This window comes from Gilvimarinus gilvus (genome assembly GCF_030518155.1).
GTDB lineage: Bacteria > Pseudomonadota > Gammaproteobacteria > Pseudomonadales > Cellvibrionaceae > Gilvimarinus > Gilvimarinus gilvus.
The window spans coordinates 110,109-129,419 of record NZ_JAULRU010000514.1; the positions used below are offsets into that span (position 1 = coordinate 110,109).

Below are 19,311 nucleotides of genomic sequence, written 5' to 3' on the forward strand. Positions count from 1 at the left end.
GCTTTTGCTATGTGAACTGATGTTCTTGCGCGGGAAATGTTCCGGCTTTGACATGGTCGCGGTACAGCTTAAGTGCGCTGGGAATATCGCCTGCTTCTTGTAAAAAATTCTTGGAAAACTTGGGTGGTTGTGGCGTTAAGCCTAAAATATCGTTAATCACTAAAACCTGAGCGTCGGTTTGATCACCGGCGCCAATGCCAATAACAGGTATCTCTGAGGCTTTGGTGATCTCCGTACCGAGGGCTGACGGTACGCATTCCACTAACAGCAAATCGGCTCCGGCTTCATTCAATATTTTGGTATCTTCTAGTAGGGTTTGAGCCCGGTCAGTTTGCCGTCCCTGTACCCGGAAGCCGCCAAATTTATGCACCGATTGCGGGGTTAAACCAATATGCGCGCATACGGGAATACCGCGGTCAGTGAGCATTTGAATGGTTTCGGCGAGCCAGGCTCCACCTTCAATTTTTACCATGTGGGCGCCAGAGCGCATGATGCGAGCGGCATTTTCCAGTGCCTGCTGCGGGGTGGCATAGGTCATAAAGGGCAGGTCGCCAATAATCAGTGATTTATTGTTGCCGCGAGCTACCGCTTCAACATGGTAAATCATCTGCTCCATCGTAACCGGAATAACACTGTCGTACCCGAGTACGGTCATTCCCAGTGAGTCGCCGATCAAAACGGCTTCTACGGAGCATTTTTGTGCCATAGCCGCCATCGGCGCGTCGTATAGCGAGACCATTACGAATTTTTCCTGCCCGCGCATTTTGTGCAGTGTTTGCAGGGTCACTTTCTTTTCCAGACCCCCGGTATTGTCTGCTTGAACATAAGGCATGGTGTATTTTCCTAGGTTTATAGCGCAGGGATAGGGTTGTAGTAATGTCGGCCATTTTTAATGGTAACAATATACTCAACAAGTTGGCGAAAGTGATCGCGATTGTCGGCTAAATTCAAATCCTGAGCGTTAACAATGAGTAAAGGCGCCTGATCATAGTAGTGGAAGAATTCAGTATAGGCGTTGTTGAGAATTTCCAGATACTCATTGCTAATGCTTTGCTCAAAGCGCACGCCGCGTTGCCGCACACGCGTTTGTAAAACGTCTAAAGGTGCTTGCAGGTAGATCACCAAGTCAGGCCGCGGCGCGTCGAGAGTTAACTTGTCGTACACTTGCTGGTAGATGCTCAGTTCATCATCGTCCAGCGTCACTTGCGCAAACAGCTGGTCTTTTTCAATCATAAAGTCAGCAATACGGGTGGGGCTGAACATATCATCCTGGCGCAGTTGTTGTATCTGGCCGGCACGCTGAAACAGGAAAAAAAGCTGCGTCTGAAGCGCTACCGATTTGGGTTCTTGGTAAAAGCGCTCAAGGAATGGGTTTTCTTGGGGTGCCTCGAGGAGTAAATCGTAATTGAATAATTTGGCGAGGTTTTGGCTCAAAGTGGTTTTGCCAACCCCAATGGGCCCTTCAATAGCAATATAGCCGGGTAAATCGACACCGGTTAAATCCAGCGATAGCTTTTCGAAAATATCCGACACATTGATCTCCTATTTAGCCGGGATCACATTCTAGCGATACTTAGTGTTCACTACTAGTCTGATTGCCCGAGCGGGTCGAGTGCGACTAAGTCATCGATATCGCGCTGAGTCACCAACCTATCTAGTGATTGGCCGCCAGGCAGTGTGAGGCCCGGTGCTATGTTTGCCAAAGGCACCAGTACAAAGTTTCGCTCGGTAAGGTAGGGGTGAGGCACCTGCAAGCGCTGAGTGTCTATGGTTTGATTGCCGTACAACAGTATGTCCAGATCAAGCGTACGGGGCCCCCAGTGCTGTTTGCGCTGGCGTCCGTGCAGCTGCTCAATCGCTTGCAGTTGATCGAGCAGTGCGTGGGCTTCGAGGTTGGTCTCCATGCAGGCCGCGGCGTTGATGAAGTCGGGTTGATCCTGCGGTCCAACTGGCTTGCTGCGATAAAATGGCGATACGTTAACGAGGCGCGAGCCCGGGATGCGGCTGAGTTCTTCAAGAGCGCGGTTAAGTTGCGCTAGCGGTTCCTGTAGGTTACTGCCGAGCCCTAGGTAGGTATAAACCGGATCGCTCACTCCGGGTCCCGTTTCTTGCGGTAGTTGCCTTTCGAGCCGCGCTTTTTGGTGCCCCCTTTGACAGATGCCATCATACTTTGGCGCTCTTGCTCATCGGCCACCTGAAATTGTGTCCACCAGGCGCCCAAACCGCCGAGGGATTCACCAGAGTCCTCTCGTAGCAATAAGAAGTCGTAGGCGGCCCGGAACCTGGGATGCTCCAACATCTTAAAGGCGCGGTTGCCGGACCTCAGTGTGAGTCGATGCTGCAAATCCCAAATTTCCCGCATGGGGATTAAAAATCGTTTGGGAATGGAGGTTCTTGCCAATTGCTGGCTAACGGCATCGGAAGCCGCCTGAGCAAACGCCTGACCTTTGGGTAAGCCCTGAGTTTCTCTCATTATGGCCTGCTGTGGCGGCCACAACAGCGCGGCAAAAATAAACGCCGGGGTAATAGATTTGCCAGAGCGGATGCGTTTGTCGGTGTTGCTCATGCAATACTCGGCCATGGCTAAGGCCTGTTCATTGCCCTGCTCAATTAAGGCGTCTATGCCGGGGAATAACTGACCCAGTAACTTGTATTCACGCAGTAGAGAAAAGCTCGCCGTGGCCGAGCCATTGAGAAACAACTTAAGTACTTCCTCAAAAAGTCGTGCCGGCGGTATGTTGGCCAATAGGGGGGCCGTAGAGCGAATCGGTGCTTCGGTGCCTTTTTCCAGCGTAAAGCCTAATTTGGCGGCAAACCGAACCGCCCGCAGCATGCGTACAGGGTCTTCCTGATACCGAGTCGTCGGATCGCCAATCATGCGTAGGGTGCGTTTTTCTAAGTCTTTGATGCCGCCGGTGTAATCATGCACGGCAAAGCCATCGAGTGAGTAGTACAGGGCATTGACGGTAAAGTCGCGGCGCACAGCGTCTGAATGCACTGTGCCAAAGACGTTGTCACGCAATACCATGCCGTGCTCGCTGCGAGCCGTTTCGTGATGGCCCCGGAACGTGGTTACCTCAATAATCTCGCGGCCAAAACGCACGTGAACGATCTTAAAGCGCCGGCCAATAATGCGGGCGCTGCGGAATAGGCTTTTTACTTGTTCGGGTTTGGCATTGGTCGCCACGTCAAAGTCTTTAGGGTGGCCTCCAAGCAGCAGGTCGCGTACGCCGCCGCCTACCAGGTAGGCCTCGTAGCCATGTTGATTCAGCTGTTTCATTACCCGTACGGCGGCCTGACTGATCAGCTTACGCGATACATTATGTTGATCGCGAGGGATGATGAGTGGCTGTTGGTGGTCCGAATCGTTGCGGTTGGAAATCAGTTTGAACAGCCGTTTTAACATGTAGGGTTCTGTATTAGTAGAGTAGAAAAAATTAGTTGTTATTGGCTATGTGCCCCAGGCGCAGAAATTGCCGGATACGCTGCCACTGAGTCAGGATTCTAGCATGGCCTGCCGGCAGGCGGAAGTTCGGTTGAGTATCACAAATACGTATGGGCCAGACAGCAAAACGGGAAAGCCTTGGCTTTCCCGTGAGAATGGGCGGCACTTCTTTTTTGTGGCCGAGGATCTCGGCTGTGTGCACTGTTCCAAATTTGAACAGCTAATGGATTTTTACAAATCCTGCATCCCTGCCCATTCCGATCAATTGCGATCCCTAGGTGCCTAGTCAGTCTAAAGCTTGTCTTCTTATTATCTTTGTTCTTATTATTTTTCGTTATTTTTACTAATGTTCAGTTTCTTATTATTTGTTGTTTTTGTTGTGTTTCCGTTTCTTATTGTTTGTTGTTGTTATTATGTTCTTAATTACTTTTCTAATTGTTTATTGTTGTTATTAAATTGTTGAACTTTTCTTATTATTTGTTGTTGTTATTAAGTAAGCTTTTTTATTGTTTGTTGTTGTTATGCACGCCCAATAAAGCACTTGCTGTGCCAATGTTGATTTTATCAATAAAATCAATGACATAACTTTTTGAGTGTTGCCCTTATTCACTTTGGTTATTTCGAACGGTTACACCATTTTCCCTTTGTTGTTACGTTTCTGGTGTTGGGGTAACAAATCACCCATCGGGTTTTGTGTGTGGTGTGGTAACGCTTTGGCACAATAGTGCGCCTGCATTAGTGGTGGGCGTTACCAAGGTGTGTTGTAGGGGAAGGTATTTTGTGCCAATAAGGCGTACAGCGTAACGCTGGAGGTTACGCGGTTGTAGCGTAAGTGAAGTGCCATTGGCCGCCGATTATTGGGCTTGCGAGTATAAGGCAGGCTCCAGATAGAGCCCGCCCTGAAGGTAAGAGAAGCTTATTTCGCGGTGGACTTCTGACGCGGAATACCAAATCGTTGGCGCCTCTCCCACAGGCATTTTCGACTTACGCCCAGCTTTTTCGCCAGTTCAGTCTCACTCATAGTGTCTTGATGTTCCAATACGAAGCGTTGGAAATACTCTTCCAGTGACAGGTCTTCGCTAGGGTCCTGATGTCTGGGCGCAGTAGACAGGCGCTTAATACCTGCAGCATAGGGATCATCACCTTCGTCATGCTCGTCAAGGTGGACGAGGTCAAGGTCTATGTCGAGCAGTTCGTGGCCGATCTCTCGCTCGTCTTCACACAAGATAACGGCGCGCTGCATGGCATTTTCGAGTTCACGCACATTGCCGGGCCAGGTGTAAGTGGTTATGGCCTGAATGGCTTCAGGTGAGAGTTTCAGGCTCGATTTGTTAAATTGATGGCAGTAGCGAATCAGCAGGGCTTCGGCGAGCTTTAGGATGTCGCGGCCGCGCTCGCGAAGCGGGGGCAGCTCTAGCTGTACGACGTTGATCCTAAAGTATAAATCTTCCCGAAATAGCCCCTCTTTGGCAAGCGCACGCAAATCCCGGTGAGTTGCTGCAACCAGACGCACATCTACTTTGCGAGACTCTACCGAGCCCAGCGGACGCACTTCGCCCTCTTGCAGTACTCGGAGCAGGCGGGCTTGAGCTTCGAGAGGAAGCTCGCCAATTTCGTCGAGAAATAGCGTGCCACCATCGGCGGCCGCGACCAGCCCTTCGCGAGTACTCGCAGCGCCGGTAAAAGCCCCTTTTTCGTGACCAAATAGCTCTGATTCAATCAGGGTTTCGGGGATCGCGGCGCAGTTGACCGAAATCATCAACTCCTTCTGGCGCTTACTTTGTTCGTGCAGCGAGCGGGCAACCAGCTCTTTGCCGGTGCCGGTTTCACCGTGTACCAGTACGGTCGCGTCAGTAGGGGCGACCTTGGCGATACGCGAATACAGGCTTTTCATGACGTCCGAGGAGCCAATCATACCGCTGACTTTGTTGTCGCCGGTGTTGCCGGGCTGATTGGCTTTGATGCTGGCCTGAGCCTTGCCGATCACCCGTTTAACCGCGCTGACCATCTCGTCGTGATCAAAGGGCTTGGCGATGTAGTCCACCGCCCCCATGCGCATAGAGTCGACCGCCGAGCGCAGACTGGCGTAACTGGTCATGATCAGTACGGGCACGTCGCCCGCCAACTTGATTAGGTCGGTACCCGGAGCGCCGGGAAGGCGCAAATCGCTGATGATTAGGTCAAAATCCGTAATCGTAAATTTGGCTGTGGCCTCGCGTACCGAGGGCGCCTCGCTGACCTCATACTTGTTGCGTTCGAGCAGCTTGCGCAATGCGTTACGGATAATCGCTTCGTCTTCTACTACCAGGATTTTGCTCATAGTACGTCTCGGACTCTATTGCTCTGTGCCACCTTCATAGCTCGCTTCCGATACGACGGGAGTACCGGTTAGCAGAGAATTAAGATGTCGGGGCAGCTTGATCAATATCTGTGCCCCGCGATTTCTGTCGCGATCTACCGGGCTGACAATATCCAGTGTGCCCCCGTGATCATCGACGATGCTGTATACCAAGGCCAAGCCAAGGCCGGTACCCTCTCCGGGGTCTTTTGTGGTGAAAAACGGTTCGAGGATCTGGTCAATATGCTCCTCGGCAATACCTTCGCCGTCGTCCGTAACGGTGATGGTGATATTGTCATCATCTTCAGAGCTTTCTAGGATAACACGTCCTTCCACCTCGCTGGCATCCCGGGCGTTGGACAAAAGGTTGATAAAGACCTGGATCATCTTCTGCTGGTCGCCGGCGATAATGGCATTGACCGCGATTTCATTGTCATAGTAAACGTATTTTTTGTCTTTTTGCAGCGACAGGAGGGAGATGGCCTCGGCCGCGCACTCTCTGAGAATGACGGCTTCAAAGGCACTTTTCTTGTTCTGTCCGCTGTGCGAATAGCTGACCAGCGACTGTACAATACGGGTGACGCGGTCCGTTTGGCTCAGAATCTGATCCGCGGTGTCCAGCACCTCGGGGTTGTCGGTGTCGTAGCGAAGGTTCTGGCAGAGACAGGCAATGCCCGTAATGGGGTTGCCAATTTCATGCGCGACACCGGCGGCGAGTCGCCCCACTGAGGCCAGACGCTCAGAGTGAATCAGCTCCTGCTCAAGCAGTTGGGTTTCGGTAACGTCCTCTAACAATATTACCTGGTCATCTTCCACCTTGGCATAGCCAGGCTGAGGCACGCGGCGGCTGGAAGAGGGGCCTTCAATCGCGGCTTTGTGCAGACTGATCCAGTGCGGGCGCCCCCCCAGATTAATTTCATGGCGATATAAGTGTGCGTCCTCGCCCTGGCTAAAGTTCCCCAACAGCTCACACCAAGGTTGCGCCAAATCGTCAAGGTGGGAGCCAATAACGTCATCTGAAGTAATGCCTGTGAGCACAGCCATTGCCCGGTTCCACATCAGAATTTCTTTGTCGCGGCCCAGCGAGCACACCGCCATAGGCAGCTCTTGCAGCGTTTTGCGATGATACAGTCGCAAATTGTTTAACTCCGCGGCCATACCCGTTAAGTGGCTGCGGTACTGGGATAAGCGGTTTTCGATCAGGTTAATATCGACGGTATCGCGCGCCTCGGCCAGTTTATAGGGCAGGTGGTTGTCCATAATCTCGCCGGCAACGTGAATACCGATAAGGCCCGACAAGTTGGCCTCCAGTTGGTCGCGCAGGCGACGCAGCGCGTACGGGCGTCGCTCGGAAATGGACAGGCCGAGCTGGCGCAGTGCTAAATCTACCTCGCGACTGGCGGTTACCTTACCCAGTGGTTTAGCCAGCCGGCTTTTAAAGTCACCGGCCGAGTGTACATCCAGTGCCTGGCGTACCGGGTGGGATAACTCGTCGGCGGCGCACAGTTCGGCACTGTAGGCCTCTTCTTCGGTCTGGCGGGTTAACATCGACACCCCGACAAATATCAAGGTATTGAGGCCGAGAGAAATTAGGGTGATTTCACTCCAGTGGCTCATACCAACGCTGAGGCTGCCGTCGCCGAAGGGAACTGCAATGTCTTCGATTCCGGTCAACATTGGCACCAGCATGCCCACGGCCCATACAATGGTGCCGGCGGTTAAGCCCGCGATAACACCACGACGATTGCCTCGCATCCAAAAAACTATGGCAAAAATACCGGGCAAAAATTGCAGCGTTTCAATAAAGGCCACCAGCGCCAGATGAAATAAACTCTGGCGGTTGTCCAGCATCCAGTAAAACAGGTAGCCGCCCACAAACAGTGAGGTAATAACGGCGCGCCGTAGCCAAACTAGCTGGCTGTAGATGTCCTGACGTCGGCGCAACCGCAAAAACGGCAACAGCCAGTGATTCATAACCATCGTGGACAGCGCCAGGGTGATTACCACCACAGCGCCTGTGGATGCGGATAGGCCACCGATAAAGGCGATAATCGTTAAAACGGGAGATTCCGCCAATATGGGAACGCCAATGGTGAAATACTGGGCCGGCAACGGCACCGATAATTCAAACCCAGCCCAGAGAATAGGGAATATCGGCAGCGCCAGGAACAGTAAGAATAAGGGGAAGGCCCAGGTCACGGTGCGGGTGTTGCGCAAGATAGGATTTTCAGCCACGCCCATATGAAAAATATGCGGCATGGTGACAGCGGTGGCGACAAACACCAGCAATAGCGTGTGCGAGGCACCTTCGCGAATGGGTGAGTGCAATAGCGCTAAATTTTCCGGGTTGCGTTCCAGCCAGTTTTCCAGCCCGCCAAAGCCGTCAAAGACGCCGTATACAGCCAACAGGCCAATGGCCATCAACGAGAAGACTTTAATCAGCGATTCAAATGCCATGGCGGTTATCAGGCCGCGATGACGCTCCCGATTGGAACCAAATAGCACCGTGAACAGCGCCAGAATACCGCAGTAGGTTAGTGCCATCAGGTCTTTGAAGGTGAGGCCCGTACCGACAACCGGAATCGCCGGGTCCCGGCTCACGGTCAGAATATGCATGGTGTCGGCAATGGCCTGAATTTGCAGGGCCATTAATGGCAATATACCCAATAGCATGCACAGGGTGGTGAGCGCGCCGATACCGTGGCTGTGATAGCGAAATACCAATAAATCCGCTAGCGAGTGAACCTGGTGGCGTCGCGCCAATTCGGTAATGGGCTCCAGCAGCACCGGGGCAAACAAAAACAGAGCGCCAGTGCCCAGATAATAGGCCAGCGCGCCGTAGCCAAACTGAAAGGCGAGGTCGATGACGCCGTAAAATGCCCAGGCGCTGGCAAAAATACCGAGCGACATAACGTAGGTAATGGGGTGCTCGGTTATCTTGCGGGGGATCCAGTCGCGCTCAGTGAGAGTGGCTATGCCGAAGATAACCAGAAGGTAAAGCAGGCACAGCAGGGCAACGTGCGTCAGTTCGAAAGTCATGAGGGCTTTTTACGGGCCTGTACGGCGTAGGCAATAATGATCACGATCACCCACATTATGTAGGGGCGATACCAGGCGCCCTCGGGATTGACGATCCACGTAAATAGCGTGGGCGAAAATATGTAGGCGATCAGCAGCAGCAGTATGACCAGTCGTTGGTTATTCATGATGGTGTTAGCGGCAAGATTTGTCCTGCGCCCTTGAGTACCTCTTTATCCCAGTGCGTTTGTGCCCACGTCAACAAAGTGGTGAGCGACGTCCTTTGCAACTCCTGTGGGGGATTTTGCCTCAGAAACACCAGTGCTCGCCAGATGTTTATTGTTGCATCGGCATTATTGAGGGCGGGCGCGTGATTCTGTTTGCTGAGTTTTAGTCCGTTAATGGCGGCTACAGGGACGTGAGAATAAGCCGGTATGGACTTGTGCAAGATTTCAAAAAAGCGAATTTGACGGGCGGTGACTGGCAGTAGATCGGCTCCCCGCACAATATGGGTAACCCCTTGGTGCAAATCGTCCAGAACCACGGCGAGCTGATAGCCAAACAAACCGTCTTTGCGGCGCACTACGGCGTCGCCAACTTCTAGTGCTAAATCCTGAACTTGCTCGCCCTGGATGCTATCGATAAAGCGCACCTGGTGGGGCAGGCTTGTCAGTGAGCCAGGCAAGTCATAAAGCTTTAGTCGCAGTGCAAGCTCTGCCTTATTCTCAGCACCCTGGCGGCATTGACCGTTGTAGATTCCGCCCATGGCTTTAATGTGTTGCCGGGTGCAGCTGCAGGGGTATATCAGTCCCAGTTGGGTGAGCTCTTCGAGGTGCGCCAGATAGGCTTCGCTGCGGCTGCTCTGCCATAGCACGTCGCCATCCCAGGTGAGGCCGTGCTGCTCAAGGGTGTGCAGAATAAGGTCGCCCGCGCCGGGCATTTCTCGGGGAGGGTCAATGTCATCAATACGAATTAACCAGCGGCCGCCCGATTTGCGTGCATCCAGGAAGCTGGCCAGAGCCGCGACTAGCGAGCCGAAATGTAGCGGCCCAGACGGTGAGGGGGCAAAGCGTCCGGTGTATGGGGAGGTTTGATCAGGCACTGGGCAATCCCGGGCGCGCAGCGCCCGGTGCTAGAGGGCTAAAATTAGCCGCCTATTTGCTTTTCTTTGATCTCGTCCAGTGTTTTACAGTCAACACACAAGGTCGCTGTAGGACGAGCTTCGAGGCGACGAATACCGATCTCTACGCCGCAAGCGTCGCAGAATCCGTAATCTTCGTTTTCAATCAGCTCTAAGGTCGAGTCGATTTTCTTGATCAACTTGCGCTCGCGATCGCGGGTGCGAAGTTCCAGACTAAACTCTTCTTCCTGACTGGCACGATCTGCCGGGTCGGGGAAATTAGCGGCTTCGTCTTTCATGTGGCTCATGGTGCGGTCGACTTCTTCCATCAACTCTCTTCGCCAGGCCAGCAGCAGGTTTTGGAAATGCTCCAGCTGCTTCTCATTCATATATTCTTCGCCTTTCTTCTCCTTGTAAGGCGAAAAAGTACGCAGCGTGTAACTTTCTGCTTGAGCTGAATTATTGGGCATAGTGCAACGCCTCTCGATCTCCTGTAGCCGGTGCGCTGTATACGCGACCAGTGAATGGTTACTTGTTGTGCCACTCGACACTTCGCCAACATTCCGCCCCTAATTTGGGCCCCATTTGGGGAGACAACCGCGGAAGGACAGCGAAGCTACCAGATTCATCGGAACTGCGCCAGTTTTTTTTACATTTTTAGCCTCCGTTGCTTAACCCGGGAGCGGGTCCGGTTGGCGTATAATATTTGATTTCCCGGTTGAGACGGCTATGCAAGATATGAAACCTTGGGCCAAAGGGCGCTTAATAAAGCGTTACAAACGATTTTTGGCCGACGTAGAAACCAGCGATGGCAATCAAATAACCATTCACTGCCCCAATACCGGCTCGATGCGTAACTGCATTGCCGAGGGCAGCGCTTGCTGGTATTCCGAGTCTGACAGCAAAACCCGCAAGTACCCGCACACCTGGGAGGTAGCCACCACCCCGGAGGGCGATTTGGCCGGTATCAACACCAATCGCGCCAATCATCTGGTGCGCGAAGCGCTTGTGGCGGGTGTCGTTAAGCCGCTCGCTGGGTTTGAGCAATTGCGCAGCGAAGTAAAGTACGGCAACGAGAATTCGCGGATCGATTTTCTCCTGACCGGTGCGCACGGCGATTGCTATGTTGAGGTCAAAAACGTCACCCTCAAAGAACAGGGGTGTGGCTATTTTCCCGATGCAGTCAGTACCCGTGGCGTAAAGCACTTGCGGGAATTGATGCACGTTAAGGCGCTTGGTCATCGCGCGGTTTTACTGTTTTGTGTACAGCACAGTGGCATCGATAGGGTGAAGCCGGCGGATCATATTGATTCCACTTACGGTGCCGTGTTGCGCGAAGCTCAGACGGCGGGTGTTGAGCTGTTAGCTTATAGCGCCGAATTGTGTCCAGCCCAAAGCCGTATCGAGTTGACGCACGAAGTGCCGGTAGAGCTCGAATGACTTTTTCTGGTACTAAGGCCGCGGCGGCTCAAGGTAGAGGGCGCCATCGCGCTCGACTGTGGCCACTGCAATTAATGATTGGCCATTGCAGGGGCCAGCGATACATTGGCCCGTATCAAGGGTAAATAAAGCGCCATGATTGGCGCACTGAATCAGGCTTTTGTCGCTGGTCAAAAACTGGTCTGGCACCCACTCCAGGGGAATAAACGCGTGCGGGCAGAGGTTGCGGTAAGCAAATACGTGCCCCCCTTTGCGCACGGCAAATACAGGGTAGGGGGCGCCATTTATTTGCGGTGCAAATCCGCGGCTTGCGCCCTCTGCCAGCGCGTCACTCGCGCATAGCGCGATCAGTTCTGTCATAAATCAATCCAACTGCGGTTCGGCAAGTGTTACCGATGTCTGCTCCAGGCGCCCATCTCTGACGAAGTGAACAACGATTTCATCGCCTGGTTGGCGCGCCTCTAAGACGGTAAGAAATTCATCCTGATTGCGCGTGGGGGTGTCGTCAAGTGCAATAACGATATCACCTAATTCGACCCGCCCCCAGCTACCGCGCCTGGCACCGCGCAAACCGGCCAGCGCCGCAGGATAGCCCGGAGCTACATGGAGTAAGGCGACACCCTCGACGCCCGCCTTGCGGGACCAGTAAGCCGGGGCAAACTCAACGCCAAACACTGGCCGCACCAGGCGCCCAAATTCAATGAGCTGCGGCACAATCTCTTTGACGATATTGACAGGTATTGCAAAGCCAATACCCGCAGACGCGCCACTGGGGCTGTAGATCATGGTGTTAACGCCAATCAGCTCACCCTCAGAGTTGAGCAGAGGGCCACCTGAGTTGCCGGGGTTAATGGCGGCGTCCGTTTGAATAACGTTGCGTATTTTGCGTTGATTGGGGGCTTCAATCTCGCGCCCCAGGGCGCTGACTATACCGGTGGTTAAGGTGGCGTCGAGGCCAAAGGGGTTGCCAATGGCAAGTACCTTGCGGCCTACGACCAACTCGTTGGAATCACCCACGGGCAGTGCCCGCAATTTGTCTTTGGGCGCGTCAATTTTAAGCACGGCGAGATCTTTATCGGCCGCCAGGCCCACTACCTTTGCCGGCCAGCTGGATTGATCGGGTAACGTAATAGAAACTTGCAGGGCTCCCTCCACCACATGGTAGTTGGTAACTATGTAACCTTCCTCACTCCAGACAAAGCCTGTACCCGCTCCGCGGGGGATGGACAGCAAATCGTAGGAACGGCGATCTCGCACTACTTGTAGGCGGTTAACGTACACCACAGAAGGGCTGGCAAATTCGAAAATTTCAATGGTGTTGCGCTCGTCATCCGTGGCAAATTCTGGCGCCGCCATGGCGGCGCTGGCAATGAAAACCGCTATCAGCCAAGCCAGTACATACCCGAGCCTACGGCTTTGAATGAGAGCTGACATGATTACCCTCCCTGCTGCAGCGCTCGAATGCGCTCTTCCAGCGGTGGGTGGCTGGCGAACAGTTTCGCCATGTTTTGCGAAAAGCCGCTGGAAATGCCAAAGGCCTTCATGCTTGAGGGCATAGAACTTTGTGCCCCGGCTTGCGTTTCCGCCTGCAGGCGCTGTAGCGCCCGAATCATACCGGCCCGGCTGGCAAGGTTGGCACCGGCTTGGTCGGCGCGGTATTCGCGATAGCGCGAGAAGGCCATAACGATCATGGAGGCCAAAAACGCCAGAACAATTTCAGCGACAAAGGTCACGACATAGTAGCCAATACCTAGCCCACGCTCGGTCTTAAACACGACGCGGTCAACCGTATGTCCGATAATCCGGGCAAAGAACATAACGAACGTGTTCACGACGCCCTGTATCAGTGTCAAGGTAACCATATCGCCATTCGCCACATGGCCAATTTCGTGAGCCAGCACAGCCCGGGCCTCTTCGCGATCGAAGCGCTGTAACAAGCCGGCGCTGACCGCCACCAGTGACTTGTTACGGTTCCAGCCGGTGGCAAAGGCATTGGCTTCCGGGGCGGGGAAAATACCCACTTCGGGCATACCGATGCCGGCTTTTTGCGACAGCTCGGCGACAGTGTCCAGTAGCCACTTTTGCTCGGCTGTTCTGGGGGTATCAATGATCTGAGTACCTGTGGTTTTTTTAGCGATAAATTTAGACAAGAATAGGGATATAAATGAGCCGCTAAAGCCAAATACCGCGCAAAATATCAGCAACGATTTAAGGTTAAGCCCGCTTCCGGACTCATCCAGAATATGGTTAACCCCAAGTAGGTTTAGGGTGATACTGGCGACAACCAAGACGCCAATGTTGGTTAACAAAAACAAACCAATTCGCAACACGGTGATTACTCCTCGAAAACCGTTAGTCAAAGGGGTATATGACGTCGATTTGGAGGTTTTCAATAGTGTGAGAATTAGACTGGGACGTTGGGGGTGGAGAAAAGTGGCCGCCCGCAGGCGGCCCAAGCAACCGTGATTAGCCTGGGTACTGTAGCAGTACCCGTTGATTTGCCACCTAAAACGGCAAATCAGAGGAGAAGATCAGACAATAGACTTGCAGGAATATTGGCCGATCACTGTCAGTGCTAAGCTGACAGTTATGTAACGATAATCATTATCATTAAGGTTGTCAACCCTAATAGGCTGGATTGCTTATTAGGGCAATAAATTGGTTGCCGGCGATAAAGCTTAGAGTGATGGCGATCTAAGCGTCTTGAAGATTGGATATTTGGTGGTTCAACTGCTTGATTTTATCCGCCATTTCTTCAATTAAGCCTATGCAGATGTGGGGCTGGTGTTCAACCAGTTCAATAAACTCTTCCTTGCGCACGGTAAGTACCGTGCAGTCGCTGGTAGCGACTACGCTGGCGATACGTTTTTGTCCGGTAAATACGGCCAGAGCGCCAAATATTTCGTCGTTATGAATTTGTCCAACTCTGACCTCGTCGCAGTAGGCCTCGGCATTACCTTCGAGCAGAGTGTAAACCAAGTCTGCCTCGTCGCCCTGACGAATAATGGTTTCTCCGGCGCTGAAGTGCAAAAATCCGGCACTGGGCTGGAACTCTTTGCGAATTTCCTGACTTAAGGCGAGTTGGTACCAACCGCTGAGGGCGACCAGATAATAGCTCCAGAGTTTTTGTAAGCTGTCTGTGGAGTTGACGTGGTGAATAAGCTCGTCACGTTCAATGGGCAAAACCGTGATTGCTTCTGCCGATGAGAGCTGACCGGCGGGGAGGTTCAGCATGCGCTGCAGGCCAATAAGATCTCCCGGCTCAAAAATGACCACACGTTTGCCATTGAGCTCGCAATTGACCTGGCCTTGTTCGATCAAGTAAACCGTCGCCGGGCTGGCGTCGGCAAAAAGCCGGTCTGCTGCGGGTATGGAGACCGAAGTCGAGGCCGGGCGCAGATCATCCATTAGACTACGGGTGATACTGTGAATTTTTTGACCGAGGTTGGTCAATTCGTCGAGTTCATGCGCCGGTAATTGCATAGCCTGTACTGTATGCCTCTGTCTTGTTTGCCGACTTTACTATAGCAGGTCATGCACCTGGCCTGACAACTAAAATTAAGCGTTTTCTGTGCTTTGGTTCTCTGATTCTGTCACGAGCTGCTGCTTCAATTCCGGGGACAAGTCATTCCAGTGAACATCCATTAAAGCCCCTTGCAACGCATAGAGCATGACTTTGGAGACACTGATATCGCGTTCTTTAATTTTTAGGTAGGCGTTCACGGCGCCCATTGCTTGTAGGTCTTGGTAACTGGAAATGCCAACGGCCCGGAGAATGTTGACCGAAGCCATACCCAGATTTTTTAATTTGAGTAGCTCACATTGTTCATTTGCCATAACTACAGCGCTCCCTTTTTTCATTATAATTCCAATAGCCAGCTGTTCGCATATATAGCTACAGGTTATATTACATACTTATGTTTCAACTGCAAGTGGCCCGCTCGCTATCGATTTGCATTCGCGTTAAAGTTGGCGCAATTTATAAATTTCTGGTCCTTTGTCATGTGCTATTCCCTAATCGAACGCCAAGCGCTGGGCTTGGATGACACTCACCTTGTGGAGTTTTGCGCTACGGCAAAGGTACATCGCGACCTCGTGCAGCCCCTGTCTGACCTATACGAAGGCTTACGCCCATTTGGTTGCAAATTGGCGGTAGCCAGTGGCTTTCGAAGCTTTGAGCGTCAATTGGCAATATTTAATGCCAAAGCAAGCGGTGAGCGTGCAATACTCGATGATCTGGGCAATGTGATAGACATTAGACTGTTATCTAAGCGTGAAACTCTGTGGGCGATTTTGCGCTTTAGCGCACTGCCTGGCGCCTCCCGGCACCACTGGGGGACAGACATTGATGTCTACGACAAAGCGGCAGTGAGCGAGGGGTACCGATTGCAGTTGGTCGCTTCCGAGTACGACTGCCATGGTGTTTTTCGGGTGTTGGGACGGGCATTGCCCGCATGTCTGGAAAACTGTGGGTTTTATCGGCCCTATACGCAGGATAAAAATGGTGTAGCACCAGAGCCTTGGCATTTAAGTTGTAGCGAACTGGCCGAACCGTTTGCAAAAGCATTAACGAAGGAGCTTTTGAGTGAGCAGTTGGCGCAAACTGACATACTGCTCAAAAGTGAAATATTAAATAATATCGATGAAATATATCGGCGTTTTGTCGCCGTGGGAGCTTCGTAAATGCCGTCCGATCCGGCCCTGCATGCCAACCAGTTTGCGTTGCTAAAACAGCGTAAATTTTACCCGCTATTCTGGACGCAATTTGGGGGCGCTTTTAACGACAACTTCTACAAAAGTGCATTGATGATGCTGTTTACCTACGGTGCGATTGAGCGCTGGGGGTTAAGTGTTGATGTGCTGAATAATTTAGTGGCAGCGGCATTGATTATTCCATTTTTGTTGTTTGCACCCATAGCCGGTCAGTATGTAGATAGTCTTGATAAAGCGCGCGTCGCGCGGGTTATTAAACTGGGCGAAGTGGCGGTGATGCTTTTGGGGGCGGTCGCGATGTGGCTGGGGAGCTCGGCATTGCTGTTGTTGGTTATTTTTGCAACGGGCGTGCAGTCAGCGTGTTTTAGTCCGGTAAAGTATGCAATTTTGCCGCAGCACGTGGAGGCTAAGCAGCTGACCGGAGCCAACGGTGTATTGCATTCAGGCACGTCGCTGGCCGTATTTGCGGGTTTGATATGCGGCACACTGATTCTACAAGTTTCCGGCGGGCAACTGGTTGTCGCGGTTGGGGGAGTGTTGGTGGCTTGGGCGGGCTGGCGCTTCAGTCGGCATATTCCCGCAGCGCCAGCAAGCTCGGATGCATCCCCGGTGGTTCGCAATCCACTGCGCTTGATGCAGCGAACTGTTGGGTATGCCAGTGAAAATAAAACGGTGTTTTGGAGTATTGTGGGTTTCTCCTGGTATTGGTTTTTGGGGTCGGTGTATTTAACTCAGCTGCCTAACTTCGCCCGTACGGTATTAATGGGGCAGGCATCCAGTGTCACTTTTTTACTGGTAGCGTTTCTGTTCGGGGTTTGTGGTGGCGCTCTCTTGTGTGAAAAACTGAGTCGTAAGCAATTAGAGCCTGCCTTGGTTCCTTTGGGGGGCATATTAATTGCCGTGTTGGGTTTCGACATCGCGCTGGCTGGGCAGAGCTTTTACGCACGCTATCAGCTCGATACCACTGAGCAACTGTTTACTCTTGGGCAGTTGCTCACTAAGTTGGAATTCTGGCGGGTCGCTATGGATGTTCTTCTGCTCGGGATAGCGGGGGGGCTTTATTCAGTGCCTTTGCAGGCTCTTATGCAACACCACGCCAGAAATGAGCGTCGCGGCCAAATTATCGCGGCAAATAATGTGTTTAATGCGTTGTTTATGATTGCCTCATCTATCTCGGCGGTTGTATTTTTGGGGCAGCTAGACTTTACAATTCCTCACTTTTTTATGCTCACGGTCGCTCTGCATTTGACTGTGCTGTTGTTGCTGTTGTGGCGTGAACCGGTATTTTTTCAGCGGGTAAAATTGCGTGTGAATGAATTAATAATACGGCCTACTTCCTGATGGTAATTTTCGATTGTGACGGTGTGCTGGTCGACACCGAAACCTTGAGTGCAAATGTTCTGCGCGGTTGTCTCACCCCGTTGGGGGTGGAAATGTCCGTCGCCGACGTGCTGGCTTTATTTTGCGGAAAATCAATCTCGGTTTGTGCTGAACAAGTGTCAAATTTGTTGCGGGAAATGGAACCTTATAAGAGCTGGTCAAAGGCCAGGCTGGAGTCCTTCACCGCAGATTTTTGGTGCCGTGTTCAGCAAGAAACGTTGCTGGCTTTTGACTCAGGGGTGAAACCAATTGCAGGAATAAAGCCGTTGCTCGACGCATTGAAGTTAAAGCAGATTCCGTTTTGTGTGGCCTCGAACGGGCGTCACGAAAAAATGCAGTTATCGTTGACACAAGCAGAGCTGATAGAGTTTTTCCCCCGGGAAAACCGTTTTAGCGCAACCGATGTTGCCGTTGGCAAGCCAGCCCCAGATCTATTTTTGCTGGCCGCCCGCACCAAGGGCGTTGATGTTCGGGAGTGTGTGGTGGTGGAAGACTCGCCCTCCGGGGTGGAAGCTGCTGTTCGGGCTGGCATACGTGTGTTGGGTTATAATTCACACGATCCCCACAGTGCTACAGCATGCAGTATGCGGCAGCTGGGAGCGACGATGATAACCTCTATGGATGAAGTCATCGACCAAATATGAGAGCATGTTACCCGGCCTGACAATGTGGCCTTTCACCAGGGAGATGAATGTGCTGCGGCCTGTCTTAAATCCGACCGATATCTGGCAACAAATCCGATCTGAAGCGCAAGAGTTGGCTCAGGTGGAGCCAAGCCTCGCCAGTTTTTATCACGCCAGTATTCTCAATCATGCCACACTGGTTGATACGGTGAGTTACCACATTGCGAACCTTCTCGACAGCCAGGCGCTGCCCGCAATTTCTTTGCGTGAAGTATTTTTTGAAGCCATGGCCGGCGACCAACAGATTGAAGTCTCGCTGTGTCGCGATATAGAAGCATATTGCGCACGTGATCCGGCCTGTAATCAGTACCTGATGCCTTTGTTGTATTTTAAAGGCTTTCAGTCGTTAGTCGCCTATCGTGTTGCACACTGGCTGTGGGGGCAGGGGCGTAAATGCTTAGCCCTTTATTTGCAAAATCGCATCTCTCAGGCTTTTGGTGTCGACATACATCCGGCCGCTGTAATCGGCAGTGGCATTATGATTGACCATGCTACGGGGGTGGTCATTGGAGAAACGACGGTCGTAGGTGACGACGTCTCTATGCTACACGCTGTAACCTTAGGCGGCAGCGGTAATGCCAAGGGCAATCGCCATCCGAAAATTGGTAAGGGCGTGTTAATAGCGGCGGGAGCCAAGATTCTCGGGGATATCAGTATCGGTGAAGGGGCGAAAATAGGCGCAGGCAGTGTTGTTTTAAACTCAGTTCCTCCGCACTCGACGGCAGTGGGGGTGCCTGCCAAAATTGTTGGCCGCCCGGCTTCCGACAACCCTGCGCAAGATATGAATCACGAATTTGACCAGTGATGACCCGGCACGGCGCGTCTGTGGGCGATTTCTAACATTAGTGCCGGTAAGAGCCGCCCTTGTTGTAGGTGTCGGTGAGACACCTGAGTACCTCGGTACGGGTTTTCAGCATAAGCCGATAGGCCGCTAACAGTTGGTCGTTACTTCTGGGCTCACTTTCCAGAGATATAATTTTCTGGTTGATTGACGCAATATCCCTCTCTACCCTGTGTTTGACAGAGTCTTTAGCGGTAATGTTATCGAACTGACTTACGGCTTTGTTCATATTCACCCCACGACGTCCATTTTGGCGGTTAGTGAATTATGGTCGCTTTATCTGGTAGGCTCCAGTCGCCTTCCAGAACAATTTTTCACATAAAGTAAAGCCAC

General features: G+C 52.3%; 20 protein-coding genes. 5 read left to right on the forward strand and 15 right to left on the reverse strand.

Annotation, left to right across the window (positions count from 1 at the left end):
- Nucleotides 1–7: 7 nt before the first annotated feature.
- The 9 genes from panB to dksA form a co-directional block, all read right to left on the reverse strand.
- Nucleotides 8–832: a 3-methyl-2-oxobutanoate hydroxymethyltransferase gene (gene panB, locus QWI17_RS09660; RefSeq protein ID WP_302722299.1), complete on the reverse strand. Its 825-nt coding sequence runs from the start codon at nt 830–832 to the stop codon at nt 8–10.
- Nucleotides 833–849: 17 nt separating this feature from the next.
- Complete coding sequence (locus QWI17_RS09665; RefSeq protein WP_302722300.1) at nt 850–1,533, reverse strand: deoxynucleoside kinase; 684 nt, start codon at nt 1,531–1,533, stop codon at nt 850–852.
- A gap of 53 nt (nt 1,534–1,586) precedes the next feature.
- Nucleotides 1,587–2,093: a 2-amino-4-hydroxy-6-hydroxymethyldihydropteridine diphosphokinase gene (gene folK, locus QWI17_RS09670; RefSeq protein WP_302722301.1), complete on the reverse strand. Its 507-nt coding sequence runs from the start codon at nt 2,091–2,093 to the stop codon at nt 1,587–1,589.
- The gene (gene pcnB, locus QWI17_RS09675; protein WP_302722302.1) at nt 2,090–3,406 is read right to left on the reverse strand and encodes a polynucleotide adenylyltransferase PcnB; all 1,317 of its coding nucleotides are present in this window, start codon (nt 3,404–3,406) and stop codon (nt 2,090–2,092) included. Before pcnB ends, folK begins: the two co-directional genes overlap by 4 nt.
- A gap of 955 nt (nt 3,407–4,361) precedes the next feature.
- Nucleotides 4,362–5,765: a sigma-54-dependent transcriptional regulator gene (locus QWI17_RS09680; protein WP_302722303.1), complete on the reverse strand. Its 1,404-nt coding sequence runs from the start codon at nt 5,763–5,765 to the stop codon at nt 4,362–4,364.
- Nucleotides 5,766–5,780: 15 nt separating this feature from the next.
- On the reverse strand, nt 5,781–8,822 hold the full coding sequence (locus QWI17_RS09685; RefSeq protein ID WP_302722304.1) for an ATP-binding protein: 3,042 nt from the start codon (nt 8,820–8,822) through the stop codon (nt 5,781–5,783).
- On the reverse strand, nt 8,819–8,989 hold the full coding sequence (locus QWI17_RS09690; RefSeq protein WP_302722305.1) for a hypothetical protein: 171 nt from the start codon (nt 8,987–8,989) through the stop codon (nt 8,819–8,821). Before QWI17_RS09690 ends, QWI17_RS09685 begins: the two co-directional genes overlap by 4 nt.
- Nucleotides 8,986–9,903: a tRNA glutamyl-Q(34) synthetase GluQRS gene (gene gluQRS, locus QWI17_RS09695; RefSeq protein WP_302722306.1), complete on the reverse strand. Its 918-nt coding sequence runs from the start codon at nt 9,901–9,903 to the stop codon at nt 8,986–8,988. Before gluQRS ends, QWI17_RS09690 begins: the two co-directional genes overlap by 4 nt.
- 44 nt (nt 9,904–9,947) lie before the next feature.
- Entirely contained in the window at nt 9,948–10,391 is a 444-nt protein-coding gene (dksA, locus tag QWI17_RS09700; RefSeq protein ID WP_215976458.1) for an RNA polymerase-binding protein DksA, read from the reverse strand.
- A 259-nt stretch (nt 10,392–10,650) separates the two neighbouring features.
- On the opposite strand from dksA, the gene sfsA reads away from it, so the two are divergent.
- Entirely contained in the window at nt 10,651–11,361 is a 711-nt protein-coding gene (sfsA, locus tag QWI17_RS09705) for a DNA/RNA nuclease SfsA (RefSeq protein WP_302722307.1), read from the forward strand.
- A 12-nt stretch (nt 11,362–11,373) separates the two neighbouring features.
- Here the strand turns inward: sfsA and QWI17_RS09710 are convergent, their stop codons facing one another.
- From QWI17_RS09710 to QWI17_RS09730, 5 genes are all read right to left on the reverse strand, one after another.
- Nucleotides 11,374–11,721, reverse strand: a complete 348-nt coding sequence (locus QWI17_RS09710; RefSeq protein WP_302722308.1) for a Rieske (2Fe-2S) protein — start codon at nt 11,719–11,721, stop codon at nt 11,374–11,376.
- Nucleotides 11,722–11,724: 3 nt separating this feature from the next.
- Complete coding sequence (locus QWI17_RS09715) at nt 11,725–12,795, reverse strand: S1C family serine protease (protein ID WP_370659597.1); 1,071 nt, start codon at nt 12,793–12,795, stop codon at nt 11,725–11,727.
- 2 nt (nt 12,796–12,797) lie between these two features.
- Nucleotides 12,798–13,691 (reverse strand): protease HtpX, encoded by an 894-nt coding sequence (gene htpX / locus QWI17_RS09720; RefSeq protein WP_302722309.1) that lies wholly within the window; start codon nt 13,689–13,691, stop codon nt 12,798–12,800.
- 364 nt (nt 13,692–14,055) lie between these two features.
- Nucleotides 14,056–14,844 (reverse strand): Crp/Fnr family transcriptional regulator, encoded by a 789-nt coding sequence (locus tag QWI17_RS09725; protein ID WP_302722310.1) that lies wholly within the window; start codon nt 14,842–14,844, stop codon nt 14,056–14,058.
- Between the two features lie 75 nt (nt 14,845–14,919).
- The gene (locus QWI17_RS09730; RefSeq protein ID WP_302722311.1) at nt 14,920–15,198 is read right to left on the reverse strand and encodes a TfoX/Sxy family protein; all 279 of its coding nucleotides are present in this window, start codon (nt 15,196–15,198) and stop codon (nt 14,920–14,922) included.
- 165 nt (nt 15,199–15,363) lie between these two features.
- Here QWI17_RS09730 and QWI17_RS09735 point away from each other — a divergent pair, with 165 nt between their 5' ends.
- The 4 genes from QWI17_RS09735 to cysE are packed head-to-tail and all read left to right on the forward strand — an operon-like array spanning nt 15,364 to nt 18,942.
- Nucleotides 15,364–16,044: a M15 family metallopeptidase gene (locus tag QWI17_RS09735; RefSeq protein WP_302722312.1), complete on the forward strand. Its 681-nt coding sequence runs from the start codon at nt 15,364–15,366 to the stop codon at nt 16,042–16,044.
- Nucleotides 16,045–17,415 (forward strand): MFS transporter, encoded by a 1,371-nt coding sequence (locus tag QWI17_RS09740; protein WP_302722313.1) that lies wholly within the window; start codon nt 16,045–16,047, stop codon nt 17,413–17,415.
- Complete coding sequence (locus QWI17_RS09745) at nt 17,415–18,098, forward strand: HAD family hydrolase (RefSeq protein ID WP_302722314.1); 684 nt, start codon at nt 17,415–17,417, stop codon at nt 18,096–18,098. The genes QWI17_RS09740 and QWI17_RS09745 overlap by 1 nt, the downstream gene beginning before the upstream one ends.
- Before the next feature lie 49 nt (nt 18,099–18,147).
- On the forward strand, nt 18,148–18,942 hold the full coding sequence (gene cysE / locus QWI17_RS09750) for a serine O-acetyltransferase (RefSeq protein WP_370659596.1): 795 nt from the start codon (nt 18,148–18,150) through the stop codon (nt 18,940–18,942).
- A 37-nt stretch (nt 18,943–18,979) separates the two neighbouring features.
- On the opposite strand, the gene QWI17_RS09755 is transcribed toward cysE, so the two are convergent.
- The gene (locus QWI17_RS09755; protein WP_302722315.1) at nt 18,980–19,207 is read right to left on the reverse strand and encodes a hypothetical protein; all 228 of its coding nucleotides are present in this window, start codon (nt 19,205–19,207) and stop codon (nt 18,980–18,982) included.
- Between the last annotated feature and the right edge of the window lie 104 nt (nt 19,208–19,311).

Excerpts from the sequence above, each read along its gene's own strand:
- panB (WP_302722299.1), bottom strand. The coding sequence starts at position 832 with ATGCCTTATGTTCAAGCAGACAATACCGGGGGTCTGGAAAAGAAAGTG.
- pcnB (WP_302722302.1), bottom strand. The coding sequence starts at position 3,406 with ATGTTAAAACGGCTGTTCAAACTGATTTCCAACCGCAACGATTCGGAC.
- QWI17_RS09680 (WP_302722303.1), bottom strand. The coding sequence starts at position 5,765 with ATGAGCAAAATCCTGGTAGTAGAAGACGAAGCGATTATCCGTAACGCA.
- QWI17_RS09685 (WP_302722304.1), bottom strand. The coding sequence starts at position 8,822 with ATGACTTTCGAACTGACGCACGTTGCCCTGCTGTGCCTGCTTTACCTT.
- QWI17_RS09690 (WP_302722305.1), bottom strand. The coding sequence starts at position 8,989 with ATGAATAACCAACGACTGGTCATACTGCTGCTGCTGATCGCCTACATA.
- dksA (WP_215976458.1), bottom strand. The coding sequence starts at position 10,391 with ATGCCCAATAATTCAGCTCAAGCAGAAAGTTACACGCTGCGTACTTTT.
- sfsA (WP_302722307.1), top strand. The coding sequence starts at position 10,651 with ATGCAAGATATGAAACCTTGGGCCAAAGGGCGCTTAATAAAGCGTTAC.
- QWI17_RS09710 (WP_302722308.1), bottom strand. The coding sequence starts at position 11,721 with ATGACAGAACTGATCGCGCTATGCGCGAGTGACGCGCTGGCAGAGGGC.
- QWI17_RS09715 (WP_370659597.1), bottom strand. The coding sequence starts at position 12,795 with ATGTCAGCTCTCATTCAAAGCCGTAGGCTCGGGTATGTACTGGCTTGG.
- QWI17_RS09725 (WP_302722310.1), bottom strand. The coding sequence starts at position 14,844 with ATGCAATTACCGGCGCATGAACTCGACGAATTGACCAACCTCGGTCAA.
- QWI17_RS09730 (WP_302722311.1), bottom strand. The coding sequence starts at position 15,198 with ATGGCAAATGAACAATGTGAGCTACTCAAATTAAAAAATCTGGGTATG.
- QWI17_RS09735 (WP_302722312.1), top strand. The coding sequence starts at position 15,364 with ATGTGCTATTCCCTAATCGAACGCCAAGCGCTGGGCTTGGATGACACT.
- QWI17_RS09740 (WP_302722313.1), top strand. The coding sequence starts at position 16,045 with ATGCCGTCCGATCCGGCCCTGCATGCCAACCAGTTTGCGTTGCTAAAA.
- QWI17_RS09745 (WP_302722314.1), top strand. The coding sequence starts at position 17,415 with ATGGTAATTTTCGATTGTGACGGTGTGCTGGTCGACACCGAAACCTTG.
- QWI17_RS09755 (WP_302722315.1), bottom strand. The coding sequence starts at position 19,207 with ATGAACAAAGCCGTAAGTCAGTTCGATAACATTACCGCTAAAGACTCT.